The organism is Psychrobacillus sp. FSL K6-1415, assembly GCF_038003185.1.
Classification (GTDB): Bacteria; Bacillota; Bacilli; order Bacillales_A; family Planococcaceae; genus Psychrobacillus; species Psychrobacillus psychrodurans.
On sequence record NZ_JBBOOQ010000001.1, the window covers coordinates 3,600,287 to 3,625,124 of the forward strand.

The window sequence follows — 24,838 nt, forward strand, 5'->3', positions numbered from 1 at the left end:
CCTTTTTCATATGTTATAATTACTTCATTGATAATGATTCTCGATTTCAATTAGAATACAGAATCTTTCATTTGTCAATATTTATTTTTGCGAATGATGGGGATAATGATACATATGAATACAAAATCAAAGAATCTCAAAAAAACCACAAAAGAATTTAAAAATCCTTTCACTAGCTCCGCCGTCATTATCATCGGCATTATGCTATTAGGACTTAGTATGATTGTGTCCATAAATTTTGGTGCATCTAACTTAAGTTATCAAGATGTCTGGAAAGCCATTTTTCATTTTGACCCAGACAATTCTTCACATGTTATTATCCGTGAACTTCGACTACCTCGTGCAATTGCTGCTATTTGTGTAGGAGCAGCGTTAGCTGTTTCTGGAGCAATTATGCAAGGGATGACACGAAATCCTTTGGCCTCTCCATCCATAATGGGTGTTACCTCTGGTTCATCATTTTTAATAGCCATTGCTCTTGCGGCTTTACCAGGTATAAGTTATTTGGGCTTAATGATGTTCTCTTTCGTTGGAGCAGGTCTCGGGGCTGGCTTAGTATTTGGAATTTCCGCTATGGCTAAGGGTGGGGTTACCCCTGTGAAATTAGCGCTAGTCGGCTCAGCCATTACATCCCTACTTAGTTCTCTATCAACAGCTATTGGTATTAAGTTTAATGTCTCGAAGGACATCAGCTATTGGTACGCTGGAGGTGTTTCTAGTATTCAGCCTCAGCATATTTTGTTTGCTATTCCATTTATCGTTGTGGGGCTTATATTAGCATTAATCCTGTCTCGTTCTATCTCTGTGTTAAGTTTAGGAGAAGATGTCGCAAAAGGACTTGGTCAGCGAACTGGTTACATACAATTTTTGGGGACAATCGCCGTTCTTCTTTTAACAGGAGCTGCAGTTTCCATTGCTGGTATGATTGGATTTGTAGGTCTCGTAATTCCTCATATCACTAGATTTTTAGTAGGAGTCGATTATCGCTGGATAATTCCTTGCTCTGCTATATTAGGCGGGATATTATTGATAACTGCAGATATCGTCGGACGTATGGTGAACCCCCCGTTTGAAACGCCTGTTAGTGCGATTACTGCCCTTATTGGTGTACCGTTCTTCCTCTATCTAGCGCGTAAAGAAGGGAGAGGACTATAATGACAAATACTTTATCTAAAAATGAAGCAAAATATAAATTTCTTATGATAATGACCTTTGCTTTAATCATTGTTGCCGTCCTTATAAGTATTAATGCAGGTTATATGAAAATCCCGATAGCTGATGTTATTGCCACATTATTTGGATATGGTAACCCCCAAAATGAACTGACTATATTCGAGTTCCGTTTACCTCGAATATTCATGGCATTACTTGTTGGTTTGGGAATTTCAATATCAGGTGCTATTTTGCAGGGAATATCACAAAACCCACTTGCTGATCCTGGTATTCTTGGTATCAACTCCGGTGCAGGCTTTACAGTCGTTCTTTATATGTACTTTTTCCAAGGAACTATATTTATGACCGGATGGCTTTCTATTTTCGTCATGCCATTCGCAGCACTAATCGGTGGTTTTACTGCTGCATTCCTTATTTACATTCTTTCCTGGAAAAATGGTAGAGTAACACCAGTTAGACTTATACTTGTCGGAATTGGAATCAATGCAGCATTTGGAGCAGGACTAACCATTTTTCAAATGAAAATGGAGCCGATTAACTTTATGAAAGCTATAGTTTGGCTTTCTGGTAGTATTTGGGGGACGAATTGGACGTTTGTGTGGATGATTTTCCTTTGGTTAGTTGTACTAATTCCTCTTGCTCTTTACAAATCTAGAGTATTGGATGTATTAAAGCTTGGAGACTCTATCGCTATAGGTGTAGGTGCAAATATCGAAAAAGAACGACGTTTTTTGCTATTTATCTCTGTAGCTATAGCTGGTGTCTGTGTATCAGTTGGAGGAGGTATTACTTTTCTTGGTTTAATAGCCCCACATATGGCTAGACGCTTAGTTGGAGCCTCACATTCCAAAATGTTGCCACTATCAGCTTTGCTGGGAGCACTATTACTACTACTAGCAGATACACTTGGTAGAGTCATTTTAGCACCGATGGAATTACCTGTTGGAATCGTCATCTCAGTAATTGGTGCACCTTATTTTATTTATTTGCTTATAAAAACTACATGAAGGAATTTTACAAAGTAAATAGGGATACTCTTACACCGTCAACTTTGCTTTCCATAAGGTTCATTCGTATTTTAATAGAGAATCAAACAAAAAAACAGATCAGCTTATAATCACTGATCTGTTTTTGAGTTTAATTGATAACTTTAATTTTCACTTCTTTGACTCCCCAAGCAATAGCATTATCATATGAAGGAATGAAAACATCAATTTTATTACCTTTAATAGCTCCTCCAGTGTCACCAGCTATCGCTTCTCCATAGCCTTCTACCCAAACTTTTGTACCTAGTGGTATTATACGAGGGTCGACGGCTATTACCTTTTGATTGGGATTGGCTCGCAAATCAATTCCGTATGCAGTTGTTCCTGAGCACCCCTCACAATAAGCTGTATAGGCTGTAGCGGTAACAATCATCTCTTCTCCGGAACTTGCTGGTTCAACTATAGAAGATGATACGGTTGCTTTCGGTTCTTCTACCGGATCAGGAGGTGGAGAACTTCTAGCTACAGTTGATGCAGCTGCTACTTTATTAACAGTTTTAGGGATTCCCTTATCACTTACATGCAACTCGTCCCCCGGAAAGATTAAATCCCCTTCAATATTATTCCATTCCACTAGCGATTCCAATGAAATACTATGCTCAAGTGCAATCCGAAATAGATTATCACCCTTTTTCACTGTATATTTTGCAGGCTCAAAAAGAATATCATAAGCTAGTTCCAGATTTAATGCATCATCGAAAAAAATAAAATCTGTCTCAATATCTGCTTTAAATATATCAGATCCTTCTCCATCAGTCGTGGCGACTAAAAAAGGGTCAGCAGCATACGTTACTGAACTCATCGAAAAAGTAATGATTAAAATCACTAACATCGTTTTTGCTTTCAATACTAAATCCTCCTTACAAGCAATCTTTCAATCACTTTTAAATTTGACTAAGTATTGCCCAAAAACTTACAAAAACAAACATTCTAAAAAAATAAAAAGAAACCATCCTCCCAAACAACTAGAATCTGTTTGGAAAAATGGCGTTATAAACACATAGTTATTCTCATAGGACTACTCCATTATTTTAAGTGTTATTTCCTGTCTGCCCCATTCAATTGCACCATCATAGGTAGGAATAAACACATCAATTCTATTCCCCTTTATAGCACCACCAGTATCTCCAGCAATTGCCTCTCCGTACCCTTCTACCCACACTTTAGTACCAAGCGGAATAACCGTCGGATCGACTGCAATTACTTTCTCTTCTGGATTCGATCTTAAATCGATACCATAAGCTGTTATTCCAATACAGCCATAACAATAGGCAGTATAAGCAGTTGCCTCCACTGTCATCTCTATTCCAGGCCCTTCTGGCGGTATAGTATCTGGGTGCTTTTCTAGTGTAGTATCACTACTTAATACTAGCTGGTCTTTTGGATAAATCACGTGGTCGGCTAATCCATTCCACTCCATAAGTAAATCAACCGAAATATTATATGTAGACGCAATATCATATAAGTTATCCCCATCTACAACTGTATGAATAGACGGATCCGGAAGAACTACAGAACTTTCCTCATAGATAAGATTTTCATCCATATCTTCATTCGCTAAATTATATTGCCCCAATAATGGTTCTACTGCACTTGCAGTAGAAAAAGTCATGCTTAATAAAAATAATGTAAAAATCGCAATTTTAATCTTCAAAGTTCTACCCCCATCTTACATTTTCAATAATCCCTTATATGTATTGCCCCAAAAATGAATGATACAAACCTTTTTGTTTACAAGTGGCAATAGATTGCTTTCAAACAAAAGTAAATGGTCTACTAGATTTTCTAAATTCTGATTGTGTCGACTGTTATAACGTGCATCTAAAAATGTTTTTTATACGAGGGTTTATATGGAAATATCTTTTTGCGATATAGAAAATAATTTTTTAACTCATAAAAAGAAGTGAACCAAAAATAATTGAAATTCATAGAGGTAATATTAGGAATAGGAGAAGTCACCACTGGAACTGTTTGCATTTCTGCATTTTCATAAAACGAAGTGTATAAGATACTTTTCTTCATTGCACTGAAAGTTTTATGGATTAAAAGTAACTATAAGTAAAATCCAATCTTTTCCAGACGAAGCCACTACAGATTCTTTTTATTTTCTTAAATACCTAAATAGAAAAACTTGAGCCAAATATTTTGACTTACTTTTAGTAACCTTCTATACTAACAAAGGACTGAGGCAAAGACATGGCACAATATGAAAATCAGCTACTCAAATTAGAGGCACCGCTAAGAAATGTATTGTGTCATCGTTAATAACAAGAAGTCACACACTACAAGGGAAATTTGGAGGGAACACATCATGAAAGTAGTTGCAATCGTAGGAAGTATCCGTGAAGATTCATTCAATTTAAAACTAGCAAAACATGTACAAGCACGCTATGCAGATAAGTTTGAGCTAGAAATCTTAGACTTAAAGCCAATCCCAATGTATAACCAAGATATCGAACTGGATGCACCGCAGGAAGTATTAGACATCAAAGCTAAAGTAAAAGCAGCAGACGCAGTACTTTGGGTAACACCAGAATATAATTCTACAATTCCAGGTGTATTAGGTAATGCAATTGACTGGATGAGCCGTGTAGATAAAGTAATGAATGGAAAACCATCTATGATTATGGGAGCTTCTATGGGTGTTCTAGGAACAGTAAAAGCTCAAATGCACCTACGTGATATTTTATTCGCGAGTGGCCTAAATTCACCTTTACTACCAATGAACGAAGTATACGTTGGAGCAGCGCATACAAAATTTAATGATAGTGGTGAATTAACAGACAAATCAACAATCGAATTTATCGATATAGTAATTGCTAACTTCCAAGAATGGATGAAAAATTACTTATAATAATGCTAAAACACCTCTGTATAAGAGGTGTTTTCTAGTTTAAGGGATAATATTATTTTTTTCTAATAGACGTATCCGATTATAAAGATCCCATTCAAGCTGTAGCATATATGTTGGAGGAAGCTGAAAAACTTCAAGGTATTACTGTTCGCGCTGTCGCTTTTATAGAATAATTTTCCCCTGTGCAGCAAACAAACACGAAAGTTCAAGAGGCTGGGACAGAACCCCAAAACAGCATTTTTCTCTGTCGAAAAATGCTGTTTTTTACTGTGCACAAAATTGATTTCCATTCCAGGGACGCTTTCCACGGGCGTGGCCTGAGCCTGTAGTCTCAGGCGTCACGCTATTCCCGTAGGAGTCGCCCCTCCATTCCAATCAACTTTATTAAATATCCATAATTCGGTAAAGCTTTCTCCTTATCCAATAAAATTTCTACATTTGTCCCAGCCTCTTCTTACACAGGGACAGTCTATCTAAAAATTTTCTCGAATTTGTTTAAGGATTCATTACTACAAACATTTGAAAAGTGAGCCAAAAGATACTTCTTGGCATCTTCTCTATTTATATCCATACTCGCTATTTTATTTCTGCTTGTCCAAGAATCGTATGTTTCAAAGGCGGTACTACTCCAACCATTCGTTTCTCCATTTTCATTCTTTTTTTCTTGGATGCCCGAGATTACAATATCCATTGTTCCCTGTAAATCTAATAATGCGTTTTCAAATAGCTTCTTTTTCTCTTTTTCCTTTAGTCCTGCTTTTGACCTTAATGCTCTCGTATCTATTCCCTCTTCTTGAACAATAATCTTATATAAACTATATGCTTCCCGTGATACATTTCCACTTAAATAACGGTCTTCAATCGATTCATCAGATCCCAAAATTATTTTTAGGTATGGGAGAAGTTTAGGAGATACTAGTATTGATTTCTTCTTAATAAATTTCCCGTAACCTGCAATGCCGTCAGACGAAAATTTAGTCCTCCATATCCAAGGATCAAATTCTGTATCAGAGTGCCAGTTTTCTTCTAAAGTTATGCTATTCAACGAGGGATAACCAGGCACTAAGGATGCAAGAGGTAGCAACCCGAGCTCATCGATTACTTGTATAGCTTCTTCATAGGTTTTAACCTTATAATCTACCAACTTCTACAGCTCCTTTTAAAAATTTACTATACATATATTAAATATTTTCATTGAAAATAAAGATATCGTTAAAACACGGTTTTCGAACGGTGTTTTAATTGTTATGACATTTGGGATGCGAAGATATAATATACATAATCTGTTGGTACACCTTGCTCCCCTTGTTGGTGAAGCATCGCCGTTATATTTCCGCGATGATAGGTTCCATGATTTACTACATGAGTTAGGAGATCATTAAGTACAAATTCACATCGACCATATTTAGGATGCTCCGTGATGATAATTCGTTCGAGATTCTGTTCATTTGCAAGAAAGTTATAAAATTCTTCCGATAGCTCAGCATAAAACTTTTCGAGTTCATCTATCGAAGCTCCTGCTACTTTCGATTTTCGGCGCTTTACTATCTCAATCGTATTTTGGAAGCTACTTTCTTTCATCGTCTCCAGCCAAATAATATCTACACCATAAAGGTGAATTAAAACTTCTGAAATCGATGAGAATACACTTTTAACATTCTCGTTATAAACTTTCTCTGGAAGCTTCTTCATGTGCTGAATCACTTGTTGATTTGCCCACACATGATAATCATACATTTTACTCAATTGATGATTTTCCATAGAATCACTCTTCTCCGTATAAATTAGCTATCACTTAAAAGTTTGTATACTTTGTGTATATACCTACTTTACAATTCTATATATTATTATATAAATCCTTCTTAAAATTCAAAGAAATGTTTTAAATGAACGCACTTACTGCAGGTATGTTAACTGCATTCACTTTTCGAATTGACGACAAAAGGCCTTCGGAATAATCACATTCTGAAGACCTTTTGGTTTCTTATGAAAAATTCTAAGCTCAGGTAGTCCGTGTTTGCAACGGCGCGAATCTTGTGTGAATGGGGTATCCGGTACTTAGAAGCGTTTATATTTTTGAAGCTTCTCCACTTGAATACTAGTCTAAATTGTATTGGACCCGTTACCTAAAATTATCTAGCAGTGTCAAGCTAAAATGATAAAATCTCTACTTGGCTATCTAACTGATTTGCTAGGAGTATACGGTATTGTAAGCTATTGGTTAAGTCGATTAAGCTAAGATATTGCTGTTGACCCGCACCAGTGTCAATTCCGATTTTCTTTTGTTGCTTCCACAGGGAGCCAACGTTTACACCTAGTCGGTTAGTTGGCGTATGTCCAAAGACGACTGTTACGTCTTCTTGAACTGGCTGATTGAAAAAAGGTTCTCGTATCGTGAGCAAATCCGTAATTTTTTGTTCATGGAGGGGTATTCCCGTACGAATGCCAGCATGGACGAATAAAAATGGCTTCCTCTCAATATAAAGTGGAAGACTTTGTAAAAAGGTTTTCCATTTTATCCATGCAGTCTTTCCAATAGCGATATCATCGAGTGCACATTTCTCATGATTTCCCATAATGGCATTGGCCCCCTCTTGGACTAAATGCTCCACTGCCTTTAATGTTTCCTCACTATTTGGACCTTTATCTATATAATCTCCTAATAAAAACAATTCATCTTGATCAGATTGGTAATTTGCGTACTTCAGTAATACATGAAGTGCATCGACGTGTCCGTGAATATCCGAAATAGCCAAAATACGTACCAAAACATCCACCTACTTTCCTGAATTTACTAGAAAAGGAGTAGCTGCCTGTTCTGGTTGTTTATATAAAAATGTATCGCTCGGATCGAAGGACACCATTACATCCCTGTCAACTTCTACTGACACATCATGGAGTACAGTTAAACGGCCTCCTGCTGTTTCCAACATAATACGCCATCGATGTCCTTCAAAAATAGAATGTGTCACACGTCCATTTAAAGTATTCTGTTGTGAATCTATTTGTTGTTCTTCTAATTTCAACGCTTCTGAATCCATCACTACAATGACATCCTCATTCACCGTAAGTGTGCCGATCCCATGCAGGATGGATGCACCTATTCTTACTGTATTGCTATTTATAGCTACTGCTTGCAGACGGTTATTCATCCCGAGCAAGCCAGCTACCCATAAAGAGGCTGGGGCTTGCCTCACCTCCATAGGCGTACCAAATTGTTCGATTTTACCATCCCGTAGCATTAAAATACGGTCCGCCAATGCATACGCTTCTACTGGATCATGTGTGACGTGTAGAGCTGTAGTACCAAGCTTTCGCAATAAATAAGATAATTCATTCCGCATTTCAAAACGTAGCTGCATATCTAAATTAGACAGTGGTTCATCAAGTAGTAACAACTCAGGCTTTGTTGATAATGCACGTGCAATTGCTACACGCTGTTGCTGACCGCCAGAAAGTTCGCTAGGATAGCGATGTTCCAATCCGTTTAATTGAAGTAGATTAAATAAAAATTTTTGGTTCTCCGATTGCTCCTGCTTGCTCACCCTTCGAACCTTTGAGCCATAAAAAATATTTTGACGAACAGTCATATGAGGCCATAATGCGTAATCCTGAAAAACCATATTAATACCGCGTTTTTCAGGGGGTAATGTGAAATGTGACGATGAAATAACCTCACCGTTTAGGGTGATTTCCCCTTCGTCTAATGATTGTAATCCCGCGACAATTTGTAAAAGAGTAGACTTACCGCATCCAGATGGGCCTAAGATACTGACGATTTCTCCTGGTTGGACAGCAAAACTGACCTTGTCGACCGCATGAAATTGATTAAATTTCTTTGATACATTTTGAATCTGTAATGACATGTTTTTTCTCCTTTTTTATTGCTCGTAACATAAGGCTGAACCCTTTTTCAACGAACCATTTAAATGCCATCATAATAACAATGATAAGTGTGCCACTCGTAATGGTTGCAGCTGTTGCAAATCCATAATTTAAATCTTCAAATGCCTTATTAATCGCTACTGGTAATGTAACAAAATTCGGCGGATATAAAATGGATGTAATTGCCAAATCAAAAATACTCGTGCCGAATGCTGTTAAGCCTGCCGTGAGCAAGGAAGCACGCATCAATGGCAACAGTATTGTTCGAATCCGATAATATAATGATGCTCCTTGAACTGAAGCAGAAGCCAATAAACTGGAAGGGATTTTCGTCATGGAACTAATCATAAGTCGAGCTGCAATTGGGATAGCCCCTGCTATGCTAGCTAGAACTAATATGGCGGGTGTCCCATATAAATGCAGATGGATGCTTTCTAAAAATGGTTGATTCCAAATGAAAATATAGCCAATTCCTAGTACTACTCCAGGTACAGCAAGTGATATAACCGAAAGTGAGTCGATCATTGCGCGGTATTTGAAATCGGTAAATATTAATACATACCCAATACATACGCCAACAACAAGACCAATCATACCTGCAAAAGCCGCAATAACTATGGAGTTTTTCAGTCCTACAAAAATCGTAGAATCTATGTTAAGTAGCTCCGTATAATGTCGCCACGTAAAATTACTTAGCGAAACACCATCTCCAAGCTTATCCATAAACGAAACCAGTAAGCTACTGCCAATTGGAATACCAAGTGCAACTACTAAAAAAAGACTATTAATAACATCATAGATCCAGCTATTTTTTGTTTGTAACGGCTCTTTTCGAATTGCACGTCCTGTGATGAATGAAAAATCACCTTTTCGAAGAATAAATAATTGAAATAGCATAACTACAACAATGATTGCCACTAAGTAGAATGATAAAATCCCTGCCATATCAAAGCGAATCGGTGCAGTGTATAAGGATGTATAAATGGAATAAGAAAGTGTTGGAAAACTATAGACAGCAGCAAGAGAAGCTGGCAAACCAAAGTCTCCTATAGTATCCATGAATATAAGTGCAGCACCAGATAATAATGCTGGAATCATTAATGGGATTTGCACTGTTCGTAACGCATGCCAGCCAGAAGCCCCATTTAGACGTGCCGCCTCATTATATTGTGAAACATTCCATTCTAGTGCAGCCGTTACAGCTAAATAAGCAAATGGAAATTTACAAAGAGTCATTATAAATATGAGACCTATTGGTTGAAACACTAAATCGGTTACCCACTCCATTCCAAATACGTTAGCTGCGATACCTTTACCACTTGAAAACAAAACCCAACCCTGCGCCATGATAAAAGATGGTAATATCAATAATGCCCACGCAGTAAAATCAAGCGCAAATTTCGTTTTAAATGCTCTCGATGTACGCATTATTGCTAATGCTGTACCGAGTATAGTACCTAAAACAGCGGTGCCTGTCGCTAACATAAGAGAATTCGTCAGTGATTTACTCCACAGTTTCCTTTCGAAAATCTCAAATACAAGCCCGAAGCCCGCAAAGTCGAGCTTCCCGAAAAAAATACCAGGTAAAAATATTTGGATGAGAACTGCTAAAAGTGGAAGTAAAATTAAGATGAATAATATAATGACAACACCCCACCCCAGCATGGCTGGAGCAGTGTGCTTATTTTGAAAGAAATTACGCATATGCAATTGTACCTTCTTTATTTAAGATTTCCATAAGCTTTATTGAACAGATTGGTCGGCGAACCATTCTTTAATTTCTGCTTCATTTTTGGCAGCATTAGCTGGATCAGCTATAAATAGTGGTGCTTCCTGATGACGATTTTCTGGGCTCGCAACTTCTTTCACCGGAGATGTAAAGTAACCTTCTGTACCAGCTGAAATCATTTCTTCCTGTGTTTCTTTTTCTAATAGAAAGGAAATAAATGCTTTCGCTACTTCTTCTTGGTCAGTCTCTTTACTAATAGCTGCATAACGTACAGAAGCTGGTGCTCCCTCTTTTGGCCATACGATTTCAATTGGCTCTCCGTCTTGTTTCATTTTGTAAGCATTAGATTCTTGAAGCGCTGCTACTTTTAAATCTCCACTTAATAATGCCTCAACAACGTTCGGATTTTTTGGATATACTTTTGTACCGTTATTAAATAACTTTGTGAAGAATTCCTTCCCGCCATCCATTCCTAAATCTTCAAAAAACCAAGCGACGAATGGATATGCAGGTGCTGCTACTGCAGGATCTGCCATACCTACAACACCTTTGTACTTAGAGTTTGTTAAGTCCTCCCATGTTTTAGGAGCATCCTCAGCGGATATTTCGTTGGTATTGTAGACGATGACACTTGCTGCATGTGCACCTGTTGGATAGTATGCTTTCGATGTCGGTACAAGTGATTCTCCAAACTCATTTAAGTTTATTTCATTTTCTAACGATATATTCTCTAGTAAAATCCCATCCTCTTCCCATCTGGCAAAAGAACCTTGACCATCTAGCCACACAACATCCCAATTTGGATTTGATTTTTCTGCCTCAATGCGTGATTGTACTTCTGCACCATTACCACTAACTAGTTCAATATCGTAGCCTGATGCTTCTTCAAATAAAGGTTCGATTAATTCATCAAAGTCATTTAAATACACTACAAGTGGTTCTGTTTGTTTTGTTTGATCTTCCATGACTTCTGTTGACTCTGGAGATTCAGCACTTGCTTCTTCTGCAGTTTTACTCTCTACATCTGACGAACATCCTGCTAACATTAACGCTGCAAATCCAGATAATAACCAATAATGTTTTTTCATTCCTCTACCTCTTTTCAATTTTTGTTACCCTTAGAGTAACGGAAGGCGATTAATAGAATATGTAGGGAATGTAAATGATTTATTAAATAATACTGAATTATATTGATATACCCATAGATTTTATCTATATTAAACAAAGAAAGTAGGTGCTTGGTGATGAATTTACAACAGTTAAACGTATTTGTCTTAACAGTGCAGACTGGAAAGCTTAGCACTGTTGCGGAGTTATTAAAAATAAAACAACCGACTGCGACTTTCCATTTAAAAGGGTTGCAGGAGAAGTTAGGTGTGGAGTTATTTGAACAGCCTCAGTTGAAACGCTGGATTCTAACCGATGCCGGGGAAGCATTTTATCATTATGCTCACCAAATAATCCAGCTTTCTGAACAAGCTGAACAAGTAATGAATGACTATAAAAATAATAAGCGCGGTAAATTACAGCTTGGCGCCAGTCAAACGACAGCATCTTATATTTTGCCGCCGTATTTAGCACAATTTCAAAAAGAGCATAATCGTATGTATATTTCGTTAGTCGTACATAAAGCACCTACTATTTTAGAAGAGGTTAAAAACTATAAATTGGACCTCGGCGTCATTGCTTATGGAAAGCTATACGACCCCGAATTAACAATCATCCCAATCATGGAAGATGAACTTGTTCTCATCATGCATAAAGATCATCCGTTGCGAATCAAAACGAATATAAAGCCATTTGAGTTATCCCAGTACGCTTTTATCTTGCATGAAAAACAGGCAGTAAGTCACACATTAGCAGAAAAGTGGATGCTCGAAAACGGCATCCGACTCAATATCATCATGGAAATCGGTTCAATTCAAACGATTAAAGAAGCAGTAGAGCTTAACATTGGTGTCGCTATCCTTCCGAAGTTAAGTGTAGAAAAAGAAATAAAAGAAGGTCGATTCTTTACCCAACCTTTACCTAACTATGTAAACGAGCGATATATCTATTTAATCTACCGAAAAAATCAGCATTTTAGTCCGATGATGCAAGATTTCCTAAAATTCCTAAAGGAATCTTTTCCAGAGGTTGTCCCTGGACAGTAAAAGGTATTAGGTTCTCATAAAGCTTGGGCGCTAGTCTTAATTGTTTTAGTACTTGGTTTCCGAAATTTGTTTTTTGGCGTTTATGGCACCACAGTATACTAAACGTTTTGCCTAAATCCCAACTTCTGGCACAATGGCGTGAATTGAATTTTCTCCCTGTGTAGCAAACAAATTACAAAGGTTAAAAACATTCATGAATGTTTCTTACACAAGGTCCAATTCAATTTACTTATATAAAAAAACCTTCAAATTTTCTTTCTTATCAATGGTAGCAAGCAGAACGTTAGTTATATCGGTCTGATATTGAATTTTCAAGTTAGAAACTACCCATTCCACGTCTTTATTAATTTGTTTTAACTCCTTAGATTCTAGTTTCCCCTCTTTTATTATTAGCTTTGGTAAATCAAAAGGTTCTGTTACCATCTGATAGTTTGCAGGGGTTATTGGATTATATTGTGAATTCAAAAATACAGAAATTTTCCCGTCTGCCTCCCAAACAGCTAATGCCACTTTCTTTACGTCCTCTACCTTTTCCTCCCGGAGCTCCTCTAGTAAAACATCAATAGAGATTCTCGCCTTTTTTAACCCTTTATATATAATCTCACCATCCCTTACAAGATCGATTGGAGGAGGCGTTACTAGTCTTCTAAACCATGGCCATTTAAGCATTAGAAATATCCCACCCAGATATAAGGTGACCAATACAGTTGTTGTAGTAACAGATCCTTTTAGCCCTAGATTCTCATCAGATAATGGATGGGCAATTATATTTCCAATGACTAATGCTATCACAAAATCTAAAAGTCTTAACTGAGAGATGGCACGCTGCCCTAAGGCTTTAGCAACAATGATTAAAAAGACAAATGCAACAACTGCTCGAAGAACCCATTCAATAGTAGTTAGCGTTTCCTGACTTTGAAAAAAATCCATGTGACACATCCTTTTCTTACAGAAGCTACTACTTATTCTGTGCGGATGTCATTCTATTAATCATAATTAGGGGATAAATTTAATTGAACATTTAAAGGTAGGAACATATTCTCCTTTAGCGTTTGTATGTTTATGGAATAATAACTTTTGGATAAAAGAAGAGCAAATCGAGGAATTAGACAAGGAATGTTCCCACAAAATGCTATAAATAGTATTTAGTGGATAAAAAAGGAAAGAAGCTACATCCAATTTTTACAATGAAGAACAGACAATCACGGTTTTAATAATCATTATGAACTGATAATAAAATAACCACTATTATTGTTTTCATTTTATTGTAATAGGGAAATTAAAGTGTTTCATCGACTTCAATCATTACTGGAAGGTTTTATGAACATAAAAATGAAATTATTTTGTTATCATATCAATAGATTGAACAGGAGGTGATTTTTTGCGTTTATGGCACCACAGTTTACTAAACGTTTTGCCGAAATCCCAACTGTTGGCACAGTGGCGTGAATTGAATAGTATTTTTGCAAAGGAAGACCGTCATATTTTGATTAACTATATTTATGACTATTCAAAAGACGATTTGTTTGCCTATACCCAGCTTGTTTTGCATGAAATGCGTTCACGCAATATTAATATTCGCACGATAGATAAAATGGAGCGTTACTTCGGAGATGGATCTAACGAGAAGGTGGCGCATCCTTTCATTCATCATCATAACGAGGAATATTTTGAGATATGTTATTTTAATCTAAAAGAAAAGTTTATGCGCGGTCAGAAGGATTTTGATGCGGAGCGTTATGAGGCTTTAACGAAGTTGTATGAAGCGATGGGGTGATTCTTCACTCTTGTGTTGGTACAAGTAATACAAATCGCAAAGTCTACCTCGAGAATCGCAATATACTTTCGGAAAACCGCAAGATCAGGAACACAAATCGCAAGTTGAATCGTGTTTTTGTGCATACCGCAAGTCAAGTGCTTCTAATCGCAAGGTCGACCCCGAGAATCGCAATATACTTCCGGAAAACCGCAAGTTCAGGAACACAAATCGCAAGTTGAATCGTGTTTTTGTGCGTATCGCAAGTCAAGTGCTTCTAATCGCAAGGTCTACCTCGAGAATCGCAATATACTTTCGGAAAACCGCAAGATCAGGAACACAAATCGCAAGTTGACTCATGTTTTTGTGCGTATCGCAAGTCAAGTGCTTCTAATCGCAAGGTCTACCTCGAGAATCGCAATATACTTTCGAGAAATCGCAAGATCAGGAACACAAATCGCAAGTTGTTGATTGTTCTTGATTTAGCAAACAAACACGAATGTTCAAGGACGATAATTAATCCCTTGTTCAACAACATGAACAAGGGATTATTTATCGTTTATTGGAATAAGTTAATTGTCGTAATAATAATAGGCATTGCAAACACATCTATGAGGAATGCTCCAACAATTGGTACGACTAGATATGCTTTTTTCGATGGGCCGAATCTTTCGGTTACAGCAGCCATATTCGCCATTGCATTAGGTGTTGCACCTAAGCCATGTCCGGTGAATCCTGCTACCATAACAGCAGCATCGTAATCTTTTCCTAATAGACGGAACAAAACAAAGATACCGAAAAGAACAATGAATATAACCTGGACAATGACGATTGCGATTAAAGGAAGCGCCAAATCCGCTATTTCCCATAGTTTAATGCTCATTAGTGCCATGGATAAGAAGATACCTAAAGAAATATCACCTACTAAGCCGATACTCTTCATATCTACGGTTTTAGGATTAACCTTATCTACAATATTTCTCACGATAACTGCTACAAACATAGCCCCAACGTATCCAGGAAGAACAAATCCAGTTGCTGAGGAGAACAAGCCTCCTAAGTATGTACCAAGTGCCATACAGAAAGTGATTAGCAGTAGTTGTGTGAAAAATGTATTCGTTTTGATTGCTTTATTATTTTCCTCAAGATCAACCTGTGGTGTATCATCATCGGTTTCCGTTGATTTCAGATCATACTTTGTAACAAGATATTTAACAATTGGCCCTCCAATAAGTCCCCCTGCAACGAGACCAAACGTAGCAGCTGCTACACCGATAGAAAGTGCCGAATTAATGCCCAAGTCTTCAACAGTTTGTCCAAATGCAGTTGCTGCACCGTGTCCACCTTCCATTGAAACTGCTCCAGCCATCATTCCTATTAAAGGGTGAAGGTCAAACAAATATGCCATAGACACACCAATTGTGTTTTGGGCAAGCGCTAAAAATCCACAAGCTAGCCAGTAAATAACTAGTAACTTCCCACCCAATTTAACCAGTTTAAAACTTGCACCTAAGCCAACTGTAGTAAAAAAGGTCAGCATAAACAATCCTTGTAAAGATGTATCCAAAGTAACTTCAAACAAACCAAACGATTTGGCTATTGTAGCGAGGAATGCAAATAGTAATCCACCTACCACTGGAGCGGGTATACAGAACTTATTTAAAAATCCAACCTTCTTTACTAGGTATGTACCTAAAACCAAAAGTGCTATGGAAAGAAAGATTGTTGTAATTTGGTCAAGAGCTAGTGTCATTCTTTCTTCCTCCTAAAAAATGATGTAATTGCTTCATTTGTTAAATATGCTCCGAGTTTTACAGTTCGATTATTTTCATCCATGGCCGGATTTACTTCGGAAATATCAAAAGACAACACCTTATCATGGGAAATTACTGCCTTGATAATCGCACGAACAATAGTCGGATCCAAACCAAACGGTGATGGAGCACTTACACCAGGTGCAAATGCAGCATTTAGTACATCCGTACATAACGTCAGCATAATATAGTCATGTTTTTGGATGAACTTCTCTAAAGCTGTATTTACTTGTTCAAACTGTCCATGATGCATTTCCTCTTCATAAATATAGGTAACATCTAATTCATCTGCCTTGTCAAATAGCTCTTGTGTATTCCCGTATCGTTGGATACCAAGAACGAAATAATTACTATTTTCATCTTGTTCAAGTATTTGTCTGAACATCGTCCCCGAAGAAGTCTTTTCATCGTATGGCCGTAAGTCAAAGTGTGCATCAATATTGATAATCCCTAATTTTGCATCTTCTCCAATATGATTCCGAACACCGAGATAATGTCCGTAAGCGGTTTCATGACCGCCGCCAAGAATAATCGGGATCATTTTTTTATTTAGAACTTTATTAACTACTTCCCCAAGTTGTTGTTGGGCTTTTTCTAGGCCATTCCCAATACACTCAATTGTCCCTATGTCTGCAAGACGTTTTTCTTTAGAAAGTTTCCAGGGTAGCTTTGCCAATTCTGACCGTAATGCGTTAGGTGCTTTTGCTGCTCCTAGTTGACCTTTATTTCTACGCACACCCTCTTCACTTTCAAAACCGATAATTACACAAGTTTCATTTAAGGATTCAAGCTTTTCTATTTGTTCCAATTCAACAATTTGGTGATATCGGAAACTTGTTCTATTCTCAAGATGATCAGTCCGACCTAACCAAATATCCTCATTTACTTTTTTTAGCAAACCATTCATCCTTTCTGAAATTTATGAATTTATATTTTTATCAATTATAAATCAACACATTTATTAGTTCTAATATATAATTACTATAAATATATAGTTTGAAACTATAAATAATAGGAGTGACATTTATGGATTTAAAACAGCTGGCGTATTTTGTGACGATTGTCGACTATAAGAGCTTTTCTAAAGCAGCACAAAAACTGCATATATCTCAACCATCCCTTAGTAATGCCATAAAAAGTTTAGAAAGTGATTTAGGCTTTCAAATTCTTGATCGTAATACGAGAAGCATTGAGTTAACTGAGGCAGGAGCTATTTTATATAGTAAAGCAGTTCAACTTTTATTAGAGATGGACAGGGTAAAAAAAGAAATGGATGAAGTAAAGCATATAGGAAGTGGGGAGATACAACTTGGAATGATTGAGTCAGTAAAGCATTGGATTCCAAAGGTGATTCTTCAATACAATGATGATTTTCCCAATATGCGCATAAAATTAACCGAAGTTCTAAGTGGTGATAATGTAAAAAATTCGTTACGAAACTACAAGACACACGCCATCATAACAAATCAATTTATTCAAGAGAACGATATCGAAACCATTCCTTTATATAATGAAAAACTCGTATTAGTACTCCATGAAAGCAATCCGTTAACAAATAATTCATCAGTAACATTAAAAGACCTTGTAGGAGAGCCGTTCATTATTAGTAGTGAAGGTTTTCAAACAAGAGAAGATGTGTTGAATGCTTTTGAAATGGAAGATATAATTCCTACCATCAAGTACGAGATTGAACGCTTTGAAACAGCATTAAGTCTGGTACGAGAAGGTATTGGAATTACGCTAATTCCAGAAAACTATCTTCAAGCCCTCCCAGATAATACACTTGTAAAAAAATCTATTAATTCACCTGCACTGGAAAGAACTGTCTATTTAACATATTTAAAAAACCGCTACGTATCACCTGCTATTCATACGTTTATAAATAAGACAAAGCAGTATTTTAATGTGCTCCCTGTGTAGCAAACAAACATGAAAATTCAAACATTCGTGTTTGTTTGAACTAACACGAATGTTTCTTACACAGGGACAACAAAAAAAAGCGTAAAGCCTCTGTTCCCAGAAGCCTTACGCTTTTTATGATTGCTCAAGTAAAATACTCTAACTTCGCATTCGGAAAGTACTTTTCCATATAGCCGTATAGACGAGATTTTATTTCATCCTCTTCGTCTTTTTGATAAATATACTTACCAATTCCATACTTACCCCATTTGTAGCGTCTTTCATCTTCATTTAACTCCAGTTTTGACTTTGGATAATTCTTTTCAATCACTTTTTTCGCGGGTTTTGTAAACCGATGTTGAATGAATTCAAATGTAATATCATCTCTTGCATCTTGTGGCAATTCCTTATCAAGTCGTTCAAACATGTTGCGGTAGCCATCCTCCCAACCATCATGAAGGTAAATGGGAGCAACAATGAAGCCTAGCGGATAGCCAGCTCTTGCCACTTTCCCTGCTGCCTCAATTCTTTTATCCAAAGGAGATGTGCCCGGCTCGAAATTTTTAATGACATAGTCAGCATTTACGCTAAAACGGAATCGGGTATTCCCATTATGCTTGGCATCTAATAAATGATCGACAAAATGGAATTTCGTCACAAAACGTAATCTACCCAATTCTGTTTGACCAATATGTTCAATTGCTTTTTTTAATGAATGCGTTAAATGATCAATCCCTACAATATCGGATGTACACGCAGCTTCAAACCGAGTAATCTCAGGTGCTCGTTCTTCGATGTAGCGATCCGCCGCTTCGAAAATCTCCTCCACGTTTACGTAAGTTCGAATATACGGTTTGCTGCCCATCGTCGTTTGTAAATAACAATAATGACAATGTCCCATACACCCTGTCGCAAGCGGGATTGCATATTCTGCCGAAGGCTTGGACGTATCAAATTTTAACGTTTTTCGAATACCAACGACTAAGGTGGATTTTGCGATACGATATTTTTGAGCATCCGTTTCCCCAGGCAAATCCCGAATTTGATTGTGCGAAGTCGTAAAACGCGTTTCAATCCCCATTTTCTCAAACTTTTGCTTCAGTTCTTTTCCAAGCGGATAATCTAGTGCATTGGGTTCAAAATATACAAGCTGCGGTACGAAGGGCTTATTCATATTGCATAATACCTATTCCATAATTATAATCCATTCGATCACCTTTCTCTTTTTTTATAGCTTGTCTTAAAAGTGAGAAATTATGAAAATTGTGCTTGTCCCTGTGTAGCAAACAAACACGAATGTTTAGATATTCATGTTTTTTCAAACTAACACGAATGTTTCTTGCGAAGTATTAAAAAATCCAGAAAGGAAACATTACTGATTGTTTCTTTCCTGGATAGTTTATTTAATATGATCTTCGATATAATACAGAACGTTCATTTTCTTAAGTGATAATAAAGGCACAATTGCATAGCAGAGCGGGTGGTTTGTCACTTCCTTTCAAGGAGGTGATGCCATTGACCACATACGAAGCAATCAGCTTGTTGAAACAGCTAAGTGCTGTAATTTTAGCAACTTTTTCAATCGTTGTGACATTGATTATTTTCTTTATTAAAAAGAAATAACCGTCCCTCAGCAAAGGTTCGACGGTTATTTTAGGCCCAGGACCAACCGCTCTTTCTGCGGTTAGCAGTTGTAGGACTGGATATTAGCGTATCCAGTCTTTTATATTATGTTTCTAAGTTCATTGTATACAGAAACTTTTTTGTATTCAACAAATACATAGGTTATACAGCGACAGCTACGAATAATGATTTTCTTAACCACCGTAAGAAAATCAAACTCATAACAATATCTGTTAGAGAAAGAGCAATAGATATATTAACTATGCCACCAAAAAAACTTATCCCCTAAAACTTCCCTTTCAAATAATCCAATGTTCTCTATAATAAAAGAAAAAGGAGGATACCCAATGCCCGTCTATAACAAGCTAGTACGCGACCTAATACCACAGGTCATCGAAAACTCAGGAAGCAAATTCACGACACGTACACTTGATCCTTCCGAACACTTAACAGAAATAAAGAAAAAACTACATGAAGAAGTACAGGAGTTCCAAAGAACGATGAACCATATATCTGCATTAGAGGAACTAGCTGACATTTTAGAGTTAATTCATGCTGCTCTTCCTCTTCACGAAGCAACTTACGAGGATTTAGAGAAAGTCCGTATTGCTAAGAAACAAAAACGTGGTGGATTTGAGAAAGGCATTTATTTGATAGAAGTTGAGGATAAATAAGTTACGGCTTATTACGTAGGAAAACCTACATACACGAATAGTAAACAAGTATTATTCGACCATTAGCATGACTATGGTTGGACCTCTTATGGTTTTCTCCCATAGAAAAAACACCTTCCATTAATGATTAGGTATACCTGCTCTTAAATGAAAGGTGTTTTTATTGTTTGATTCTTTTAAGTTAGCATGCCACATGAAGTCATGGATTTCATCCTATTAACTTTCTACACTTATCTTCCGCCCCGTTCATCCACATGATGATCATTTTGGCCATCTTTCACTTGAAGTTCTTCTTTCTGTTTTTCACTTAACTCATTGGACTTTCCTTGCTCAACAGTTAGATCTTTTTGATTTGAATCCTTTTCATGGTTCGACTCTTTTTTCATCATATTCACCTTCCTATTTTTCTTCTTAATGTTTCTTTTCCCTAAAAAATTCACTTCTAACATTTTTTATTAAAACCTTCATGATTCAAGCATTTTCCTTCTATCCCAAAACCGGAAACAGGTCAAGATTCACTCAGAACCTTGGTGAAGTTAGATATTTATGAAACGAGATTTTCATTTATTTTCTCCTATATTTTAAAGCTCCCTTTGTTAGACACCACTTCCACACTACTTAGAATTTTTTCTGTGTTGTATCTTAACCCGGGTACCTTTATACTACTTTTACACAAGAACTTACCAGACACGTTGTGCAACCCACTCAACAACCCATATTGAAAGAAATTCCGTTATTATATCTATAACCTGTTTGGTGTGGTCTCTCTAGAAATCAAATTAAAAGGAGATTATTATGACAAATCAAAGAAAACTAGTATTGTTCATTGCAACAAGCTTAGATGGATATATCGCCACAGAGGACGACTCTTTGGAATGGTTGTTTAAGGTAGATGGTGAAGGAGATAATGGATATTCTGACTTCTATGACACAGTAGATACGGTTATTATGGGCAGACGTACCTACGACTGGCTCCTTGAACAAGAAACTGAAAGCTTCCCTTATGAGGGTAAGGAATGCTATGTTTTCTCCAGAACCTTAAGTCAGGATAATGAGAACGTCAAATTTTTCAGTGGAGATGTTGTCGATTTAACGAATCACTTGAAAAACAAAGAAGGTAAAAGTATTTGGGTAATGGGTGGTGGAGATCTAATACACTCATTTATCAATGAAAAATTAGTGGATGAGCTAATTATTACAGTGTCTCCGGTATTAATCGGAAAAGGGATTCCATTGTTTAAAGAAGTTGATTTTGAATTAGAGCTTACCTTAAAAAGCATCAATCGTTTTAATCAGTTTGCTGAGTTGCATTATGAAGTAAAAAGGTAAACAACAAAGACAAGATAGCAAAACGAAGAAAGCATCAGGTTTTATCAGACCCTAATGCTTTCTTTGTTTTATCTATTCTGTGATATTCCGATATTTGAGTCACTCTAACTCCGCTGGTGTTCAGTTCATGGTATATCCCCCTGCTATCGATAAATGAAATAAATTCATCCCTTTCTTTTTGAATTAACTCTACCGCCTTTTCTTGAGACTCAACATTGATAAATCTTCTTATATAATGGTTTTCATCAAAAAAGTAAGTTACTTTGAATTCTTTCACTTTAATAACTCCTGTTCAACCGAAATTATGAATCTCAGTACTTAATCTAATTTCCTACAGTATAACTTAGTTTCCTCTCACATAAACTTCTCTTATTTCTTTGGAAGACTTTATATAGATATTCTTCTGCAGATTATAAAATTTAGATACTTGTTTTCCATAAATTAATCAGTTAAACTGATTATATATTAAACTGATTAATATGGGAGATGAAAATTAAAATGGAGAAATGGAATAATTCCTATGGTTTTTTACTTGGAAAGATATTACAGGAAATGGAAAGTAAGTTTGCTGATGGACTTGTCGACTTCACTATTAACGCCAGACAATATGGAGTACTTTTATTTATTGAGGGAAATCCTTACTCCTCACAAAAAGACATTTCTGAAAACCTACAGATCGATCGCACAACCATGGTGAGTCATATTGATCATATGGAAACCCTAGGATTTGTTGAGAGGACAAAAAATCCTAAGGATAGAAGATCATATAGCCTTGTAATTACCAGGAAAGGAAAAGAAGTACTGGATTCCCGGTGGGAGTTTTTGAGCCATGTAGAATCGGTAGTTTTAACCCCTTTAAATCAGCAAGAGAAACAATTGTTTAAAGAGTTCCTTGTTAAAGTTTGGAGCTCACTGTAGAAAATAGGAGGATATCAAATATGAACGCACTAGATTATTTTAATGCACGTCTCGAAGCAACTATAAGCCCTATGGATTTTCTGAAATCCCACCAAATGGATTCCGAAAAATACTTTTTAATCGATGTTAGAAACGGTCCAGCCCATGTAAGAAGGTTAACTATAAAAGATGCGAATGTTATACCAGAACAAGAATTACAAAATCGCTTAAGTGAAATTCCAAAGGACAAGGAAATTATTGTGTATTGCTGGGATGTCTGGTGCAATACTGCTGCCAAAGTAGCGAAAGTGTTATTAGAAAGAGATTATAAAGTTAAAGAGTTAACCGGGGGTATTGCAGCTTGGCAAGAGATGGACTTTCCTGTTTCAGAAATAGCCCAAGATACTAAAGTAACTGATAATTGCGGATGTTGAGTGTTCCAAAGTGAATTGGAGTCGCTTTAAAGGAGATTAGAAAATTCTAATCTCCTTTAAGCTTTTATAATATTCTCCGTCAGCCATTAACTCTTCACTTTACTTTATCAATACTAATGCCCTCCATATGAAATTTCTTAATATATCTCCATTTATAAGATAACAAACTAACAGTACGCAATTATCTGAAAAATTTACAAATACTTTATAATACCACTTGCACTGGCAAGTTATAATGGAAGTGCTTCATTAAAGTTATTATTAAGGAGGTGGTTGAGATGTTCGCTGGACACTTTGGAGTTGCCGCTGTTGTTAAAAGTAAGGCTCCAGAACTGCCACTTTGGTCGCTACTAGTCAGCTCCCAATTGCTTGATATTGCCTTTGTACCATTTAGTTTAGCAGGTGAAGAGTCGATAGAGCCATTGGGCGATGGTGGATATGCTAATGCGATGATTTATGCATTCTATACTCATTCCTTCATTGGGGCACTATTTCTTTCCATAATAGCTGCGTATCTTGCAGGAGTATTTTGGGGTAAAAAATCAGCAGTTATAACAGGAGCCGTCGTATTTAGCCATTGGATTCTTGATTTGATCGTTCATCGACCGGATATGCCTATTTTCCCTGGAAATGTAGGTGATTTTCCGCTTCTTGGTTTCGGTCTATGGGAATCTGTTTCAGCAAGCTTTCTATTAGAATTTCTCCTTATTTCTGCGGGCTCTTTTTTTTACTTTAGGCACGCACTCCAATCGGCAGATCCAGAACGTAGAGGAAAAGGCATTGCAGCTGGATGTGCCATGACTACCTTTCTTTTTCTGTCTTTATTTATTAATGCTTTCATGTAACTAAATGAGGCATGATTCAGTGTTACTTCGAATCATGCCATTTAATCATTTTATGACTTTCATGTACTTATCTTGTTGTTCAAATCGTTTTCGGTTTTCTTAATGCTCAATCTTTTTGAAATAATTATAAACCTTTTCTAACTTTTTCTTTTGATTTCCCTTCGGACTTTCCATATTTCCAAATTCAAAGAACTTCACTTTCTTGATACCAACAAAATTAAATAGTGCTCTTTTCATTAAAATTTTGTGAGAATTGTTCAACCAAAGAAATGGATAATTAGTTGGTCCCTTCATGGTAGACACACATACTACAGACTTTCCTTTTAAAAGTCCTTCTGGAAAAAGTCCCTTCTTATCTTTATAAGCAAAATTAGAGGAAAATAATTGATCTATATATCCCAATAGCATTGCGGGTGGTCTCCCCCACCATATTGGATAGATAAAAACAATTTTGTCTGCCCACATAATTTGTTTTCTATATTTTTCAATATTTGGATCAGTATACATATCACGTCTTCGCTTTTGCTCGTTAAACACTAGTAGAGGATCAAAATTCTCTTCATATAAATCTAAAACCTGCAACTCCTCTATATTGGCATTTTCATTACTCCCCTCAATAACTTTTTGTAAAAATGCATAGTTTAAACTTTTGTGATTTGGATATGTGTAAATTAACAACATCTTCATAGCGCACCTCTTTGTTATCATTTGATAACTAAATAATAGC

At 36.6% G+C, this 24,838-nt stretch carries 26 protein-coding genes; 11 read left to right on the forward strand and 15 right to left on the reverse strand.

What is annotated here, in order from left to right; genetic code table 11:
- The first annotated feature begins 114 nt into the window (after positions 1-114).
- Positions 115-1,155 carry a FecCD family ABC transporter permease gene (locus MKY60_RS17625; protein ID WP_340930843.1) on the forward strand — a complete coding sequence of 347 codons (1,041 nt, stop codon included), beginning with the start codon at positions 115-117 and terminating at the stop codon, positions 1,153-1,155.
- Positions 1,155-2,180 (forward strand): FecCD family ABC transporter permease, encoded by a 1,026-nt coding sequence (locus MKY60_RS17630; protein ID WP_340930844.1) that lies wholly within the window; start codon positions 1,155-1,157, stop codon positions 2,178-2,180. Before MKY60_RS17625 ends, MKY60_RS17630 begins: the two co-directional genes overlap by 1 nt.
- Positions 2,181-2,310: 130 nt before the next feature.
- Here MKY60_RS17630 and MKY60_RS17635 read toward each other — a convergent pair whose 3' ends face one another.
- Complete coding sequence (locus MKY60_RS17635; RefSeq protein ID WP_340930845.1) at positions 2,311-3,066, reverse strand: 3D domain-containing protein; 756 nt, start codon at positions 3,064-3,066, stop codon at positions 2,311-2,313.
- A gap of 171 nt (positions 3,067-3,237) precedes the next feature.
- Positions 3,238-3,873: a 3D domain-containing protein gene (locus tag MKY60_RS17640; RefSeq protein ID WP_276517623.1), complete on the reverse strand. Its 636-nt coding sequence runs from the start codon at positions 3,871-3,873 to the stop codon at positions 3,238-3,240.
- A 657-nt stretch (positions 3,874-4,530) separates the two neighbouring features.
- Here MKY60_RS17640 and MKY60_RS17645 point away from each other — a divergent pair.
- Positions 4,531-5,073, forward strand: a complete 543-nt coding sequence (locus MKY60_RS17645) for an NADPH-dependent FMN reductase (protein WP_241600060.1) — start codon at positions 4,531-4,533, stop codon at positions 5,071-5,073.
- A gap of 469 nt (positions 5,074-5,542) precedes the next feature.
- Here MKY60_RS17645 and MKY60_RS17650 read toward each other — a convergent pair whose 3' ends face one another.
- The 6 genes from MKY60_RS17650 to MKY60_RS17675 all read right to left on the reverse strand — a co-directional run bounded on the left by MKY60_RS17650 (position 5,543) and on the right by MKY60_RS17675 (position 11,775).
- Positions 5,543-6,217, reverse strand: a complete 675-nt coding sequence (locus MKY60_RS17650; protein ID WP_241600062.1) for an AlkZ-related protein — start codon at positions 6,215-6,217, stop codon at positions 5,543-5,545.
- Between the two features lie 101 nt (positions 6,218-6,318).
- Complete coding sequence (locus tag MKY60_RS17655) at positions 6,319-6,834, reverse strand: DinB family protein (RefSeq protein ID WP_340930846.1); 516 nt, start codon at positions 6,832-6,834, stop codon at positions 6,319-6,321.
- 389 nt (positions 6,835-7,223) lie between these two features.
- The gene (locus MKY60_RS17660) at positions 7,224-7,841 is read right to left on the reverse strand and encodes a metallophosphoesterase (RefSeq protein ID WP_340930847.1); all 618 of its coding nucleotides are present in this window, start codon (positions 7,839-7,841) and stop codon (positions 7,224-7,226) included.
- Positions 7,842-7,850: 9 nt separating this feature from the next.
- Positions 7,851-8,939: an ABC transporter ATP-binding protein gene (locus MKY60_RS17665; RefSeq protein WP_093495922.1), complete on the reverse strand. Its 1,089-nt coding sequence runs from the start codon at positions 8,937-8,939 to the stop codon at positions 7,851-7,853.
- The gene (locus MKY60_RS17670) at positions 8,902-10,662 is read right to left on the reverse strand and encodes an ABC transporter permease (protein ID WP_340930848.1); all 1,761 of its coding nucleotides are present in this window, start codon (positions 10,660-10,662) and stop codon (positions 8,902-8,904) included. Before MKY60_RS17670 ends, MKY60_RS17665 begins: the two co-directional genes overlap by 38 nt.
- Positions 10,663-10,701: 39 nt before the next feature.
- Positions 10,702-11,775: an extracellular solute-binding protein gene (locus MKY60_RS17675; protein WP_340930849.1), complete on the reverse strand. Its 1,074-nt coding sequence runs from the start codon at positions 11,773-11,775 to the stop codon at positions 10,702-10,704.
- Between the two features lie 156 nt (positions 11,776-11,931).
- Here MKY60_RS17675 and MKY60_RS17680 point away from each other — a divergent pair, with 156 nt between their 5' ends.
- Positions 11,932-12,840, forward strand: a complete 909-nt coding sequence (locus tag MKY60_RS17680) for a LysR family transcriptional regulator (RefSeq protein WP_340880529.1) — start codon at positions 11,932-11,934, stop codon at positions 12,838-12,840.
- A 225-nt stretch (positions 12,841-13,065) separates the two neighbouring features.
- Here the strand turns inward: MKY60_RS17680 and MKY60_RS17685 are convergent, their stop codons facing one another.
- A complete protein-coding gene (locus MKY60_RS17685) occupies positions 13,066-13,770 on the reverse strand; it encodes a DUF421 domain-containing protein (RefSeq protein ID WP_340930850.1) in 705 nt (234 codons plus the stop codon).
- A 451-nt stretch (positions 13,771-14,221) separates the two neighbouring features.
- Here MKY60_RS17685 and MKY60_RS17690 point away from each other — a divergent pair, with 451 nt between their 5' ends.
- Positions 14,222-14,617, forward strand: coding sequence for a pyrimidine dimer DNA glycosylase/endonuclease V (locus MKY60_RS17690; protein ID WP_340930851.1), 396 nt, complete (start codon positions 14,222-14,224; stop codon positions 14,615-14,617).
- A 538-nt stretch (positions 14,618-15,155) separates the two neighbouring features.
- On the opposite strand, the gene gltS is transcribed toward MKY60_RS17690, so the two are convergent.
- The gene (gene gltS, locus MKY60_RS17695) at positions 15,156-16,349 is read right to left on the reverse strand and encodes a sodium/glutamate symporter (protein WP_090568799.1); all 1,194 of its coding nucleotides are present in this window, start codon (positions 16,347-16,349) and stop codon (positions 15,156-15,158) included.
- A complete protein-coding gene (hutG, locus tag MKY60_RS17700; protein ID WP_340930852.1) occupies positions 16,346-17,317 on the reverse strand; it encodes a formimidoylglutamase in 972 nt (323 codons plus the stop codon). Before hutG ends, gltS begins: the two co-directional genes overlap by 4 nt.
- A 119-nt stretch (positions 17,318-17,436) precedes the next feature.
- Here hutG and MKY60_RS17705 point away from each other — a divergent pair, with 119 nt between their 5' ends.
- A complete protein-coding gene (locus tag MKY60_RS17705; RefSeq protein WP_241600083.1) occupies positions 17,437-18,330 on the forward strand; it encodes a LysR family transcriptional regulator in 894 nt (297 codons plus the stop codon).
- Between the two features lie 124 nt (positions 18,331-18,454).
- Here the strand turns inward: MKY60_RS17705 and splB are convergent, their stop codons facing one another.
- Positions 18,455-19,483: a spore photoproduct lyase gene (splB, locus tag MKY60_RS17710; protein WP_340930853.1), complete on the reverse strand. Its 1,029-nt coding sequence runs from the start codon at positions 19,481-19,483 to the stop codon at positions 18,455-18,457.
- 796 nt (positions 19,484-20,279) lie between these two features.
- On the opposite strand from splB, the gene MKY60_RS17715 reads away from it, so the two are divergent.
- Entirely contained in the window at positions 20,280-20,606 is a 327-nt protein-coding gene (locus tag MKY60_RS17715; RefSeq protein ID WP_340930854.1) for a nucleoside triphosphate pyrophosphohydrolase, read from the forward strand.
- Between the two features lie 230 nt (positions 20,607-20,836).
- Here MKY60_RS17715 and MKY60_RS17720 read toward each other — a convergent pair whose 3' ends face one another.
- A complete protein-coding gene (locus MKY60_RS17720; RefSeq protein ID WP_340930855.1) occupies positions 20,837-20,995 on the reverse strand; it encodes a hypothetical protein in 159 nt (52 codons plus the stop codon).
- Positions 20,996-21,401: 406 nt separating this feature from the next.
- Here MKY60_RS17720 and MKY60_RS17725 point away from each other — a divergent pair, with 406 nt between their 5' ends.
- A complete protein-coding gene (locus MKY60_RS17725; RefSeq protein ID WP_241600089.1) occupies positions 21,402-21,935 on the forward strand; it encodes a dihydrofolate reductase family protein in 534 nt (177 codons plus the stop codon).
- A 34-nt stretch (positions 21,936-21,969) separates the two neighbouring features.
- Here the strand turns inward: MKY60_RS17725 and MKY60_RS17730 are convergent, their stop codons facing one another.
- Positions 21,970-22,212 (reverse strand): hypothetical protein, encoded by a 243-nt coding sequence (locus MKY60_RS17730; protein WP_093495913.1) that lies wholly within the window; start codon positions 22,210-22,212, stop codon positions 21,970-21,972.
- Between the two features lie 221 nt (positions 22,213-22,433).
- Here MKY60_RS17730 and MKY60_RS17735 point away from each other — a divergent pair, with 221 nt between their 5' ends.
- The 3 genes from MKY60_RS17735 to MKY60_RS17745 all read left to right on the forward strand — a co-directional run bounded on the left by MKY60_RS17735 (position 22,434) and on the right by MKY60_RS17745 (position 24,111).
- Complete coding sequence (locus tag MKY60_RS17735; protein WP_241600091.1) at positions 22,434-22,853, forward strand: MarR family winged helix-turn-helix transcriptional regulator; 420 nt, start codon at positions 22,434-22,436, stop codon at positions 22,851-22,853.
- Between the two features lie 20 nt (positions 22,854-22,873).
- Positions 22,874-23,266, forward strand: a complete 393-nt coding sequence (locus MKY60_RS17740; protein WP_241600093.1) for a rhodanese-like domain-containing protein — start codon at positions 22,874-22,876, stop codon at positions 23,264-23,266.
- Between the two features lie 278 nt (positions 23,267-23,544).
- Positions 23,545-24,111 (forward strand): permease, encoded by a 567-nt coding sequence (locus tag MKY60_RS17745; RefSeq protein ID WP_340880545.1) that lies wholly within the window; start codon positions 23,545-23,547, stop codon positions 24,109-24,111.
- A 99-nt stretch (positions 24,112-24,210) separates the two neighbouring features.
- On the opposite strand, the gene MKY60_RS17750 is transcribed toward MKY60_RS17745, so the two are convergent.
- Complete coding sequence (locus MKY60_RS17750) at positions 24,211-24,798, reverse strand: NAD(P)H-dependent oxidoreductase (protein ID WP_241600097.1); 588 nt, start codon at positions 24,796-24,798, stop codon at positions 24,211-24,213.
- Between the last annotated feature and the right edge of the window lie 40 nt (positions 24,799-24,838).

What these genes read in the sequence shown, in the direction of transcription:
- MKY60_RS17625 (WP_340930843.1), top strand. Translation starts at nt 115, where the DNA reads ATGAATACAAAATCAAAGAATCTCAAAAAAACCACAAAAGAATTTAAA.
- MKY60_RS17630 (WP_340930844.1), top strand. Translation starts at nt 1,155, where the DNA reads ATGACAAATACTTTATCTAAAAATGAAGCAAAATATAAATTTCTTATG.
- MKY60_RS17645 (WP_241600060.1), top strand. Translation starts at nt 4,531, where the DNA reads ATGAAAGTAGTTGCAATCGTAGGAAGTATCCGTGAAGATTCATTCAAT.
- MKY60_RS17655 (WP_340930846.1), bottom strand. Translation starts at nt 6,834, where the DNA reads ATGGAAAATCATCAATTGAGTAAAATGTATGATTATCATGTGTGGGCA.
- MKY60_RS17665 (WP_093495922.1), bottom strand. Translation starts at nt 8,939, where the DNA reads ATGTCATTACAGATTCAAAATGTATCAAAGAAATTTAATCAATTTCAT.
- MKY60_RS17670 (WP_340930848.1), bottom strand. Translation starts at nt 10,662, where the DNA reads ATGCGTAATTTCTTTCAAAATAAGCACACTGCTCCAGCCATGCTGGGG.
- MKY60_RS17675 (WP_340930849.1), bottom strand. Translation starts at nt 11,775, where the DNA reads ATGAAAAAACATTATTGGTTATTATCTGGATTTGCAGCGTTAATGTTA.
- MKY60_RS17680 (WP_340880529.1), top strand. Translation starts at nt 11,932, where the DNA reads ATGAATTTACAACAGTTAAACGTATTTGTCTTAACAGTGCAGACTGGA.
- MKY60_RS17685 (WP_340930850.1), bottom strand. Translation starts at nt 13,770, where the DNA reads ATGGATTTTTTTCAAAGTCAGGAAACGCTAACTACTATTGAATGGGTT.
- gltS (WP_090568799.1), bottom strand. Translation starts at nt 16,349, where the DNA reads ATGACACTAGCTCTTGACCAAATTACAACAATCTTTCTTTCCATAGCA.
- hutG (WP_340930852.1), bottom strand. Translation starts at nt 17,317, where the DNA reads ATGAATGGTTTGCTAAAAAAAGTAAATGAGGATATTTGGTTAGGTCGG.
- MKY60_RS17705 (WP_241600083.1), top strand. Translation starts at nt 17,437, where the DNA reads ATGGATTTAAAACAGCTGGCGTATTTTGTGACGATTGTCGACTATAAG.
- splB (WP_340930853.1), bottom strand. Translation starts at nt 19,483, where the DNA reads ATGAATAAGCCCTTCGTACCGCAGCTTGTATATTTTGAACCCAATGCA.
- MKY60_RS17715 (WP_340930854.1), top strand. Translation starts at nt 20,280, where the DNA reads ATGCCCGTCTATAACAAGCTAGTACGCGACCTAATACCACAGGTCATC.
- MKY60_RS17720 (WP_340930855.1), bottom strand. Translation starts at nt 20,995, where the DNA reads ATGATGAAAAAAGAGTCGAACCATGAAAAGGATTCAAATCAAAAAGAT.
- MKY60_RS17725 (WP_241600089.1), top strand. Translation starts at nt 21,402, where the DNA reads ATGACAAATCAAAGAAAACTAGTATTGTTCATTGCAACAAGCTTAGAT.
- MKY60_RS17735 (WP_241600091.1), top strand. Translation starts at nt 22,434, where the DNA reads ATGGAGAAATGGAATAATTCCTATGGTTTTTTACTTGGAAAGATATTA.
- MKY60_RS17740 (WP_241600093.1), top strand. Translation starts at nt 22,874, where the DNA reads ATGAACGCACTAGATTATTTTAATGCACGTCTCGAAGCAACTATAAGC.
- MKY60_RS17745 (WP_340880545.1), top strand. Translation starts at nt 23,545, where the DNA reads ATGTTCGCTGGACACTTTGGAGTTGCCGCTGTTGTTAAAAGTAAGGCT.
- MKY60_RS17750 (WP_241600097.1), bottom strand. Translation starts at nt 24,798, where the DNA reads ATGAAGATGTTGTTAATTTACACATATCCAAATCACAAAAGTTTAAAC.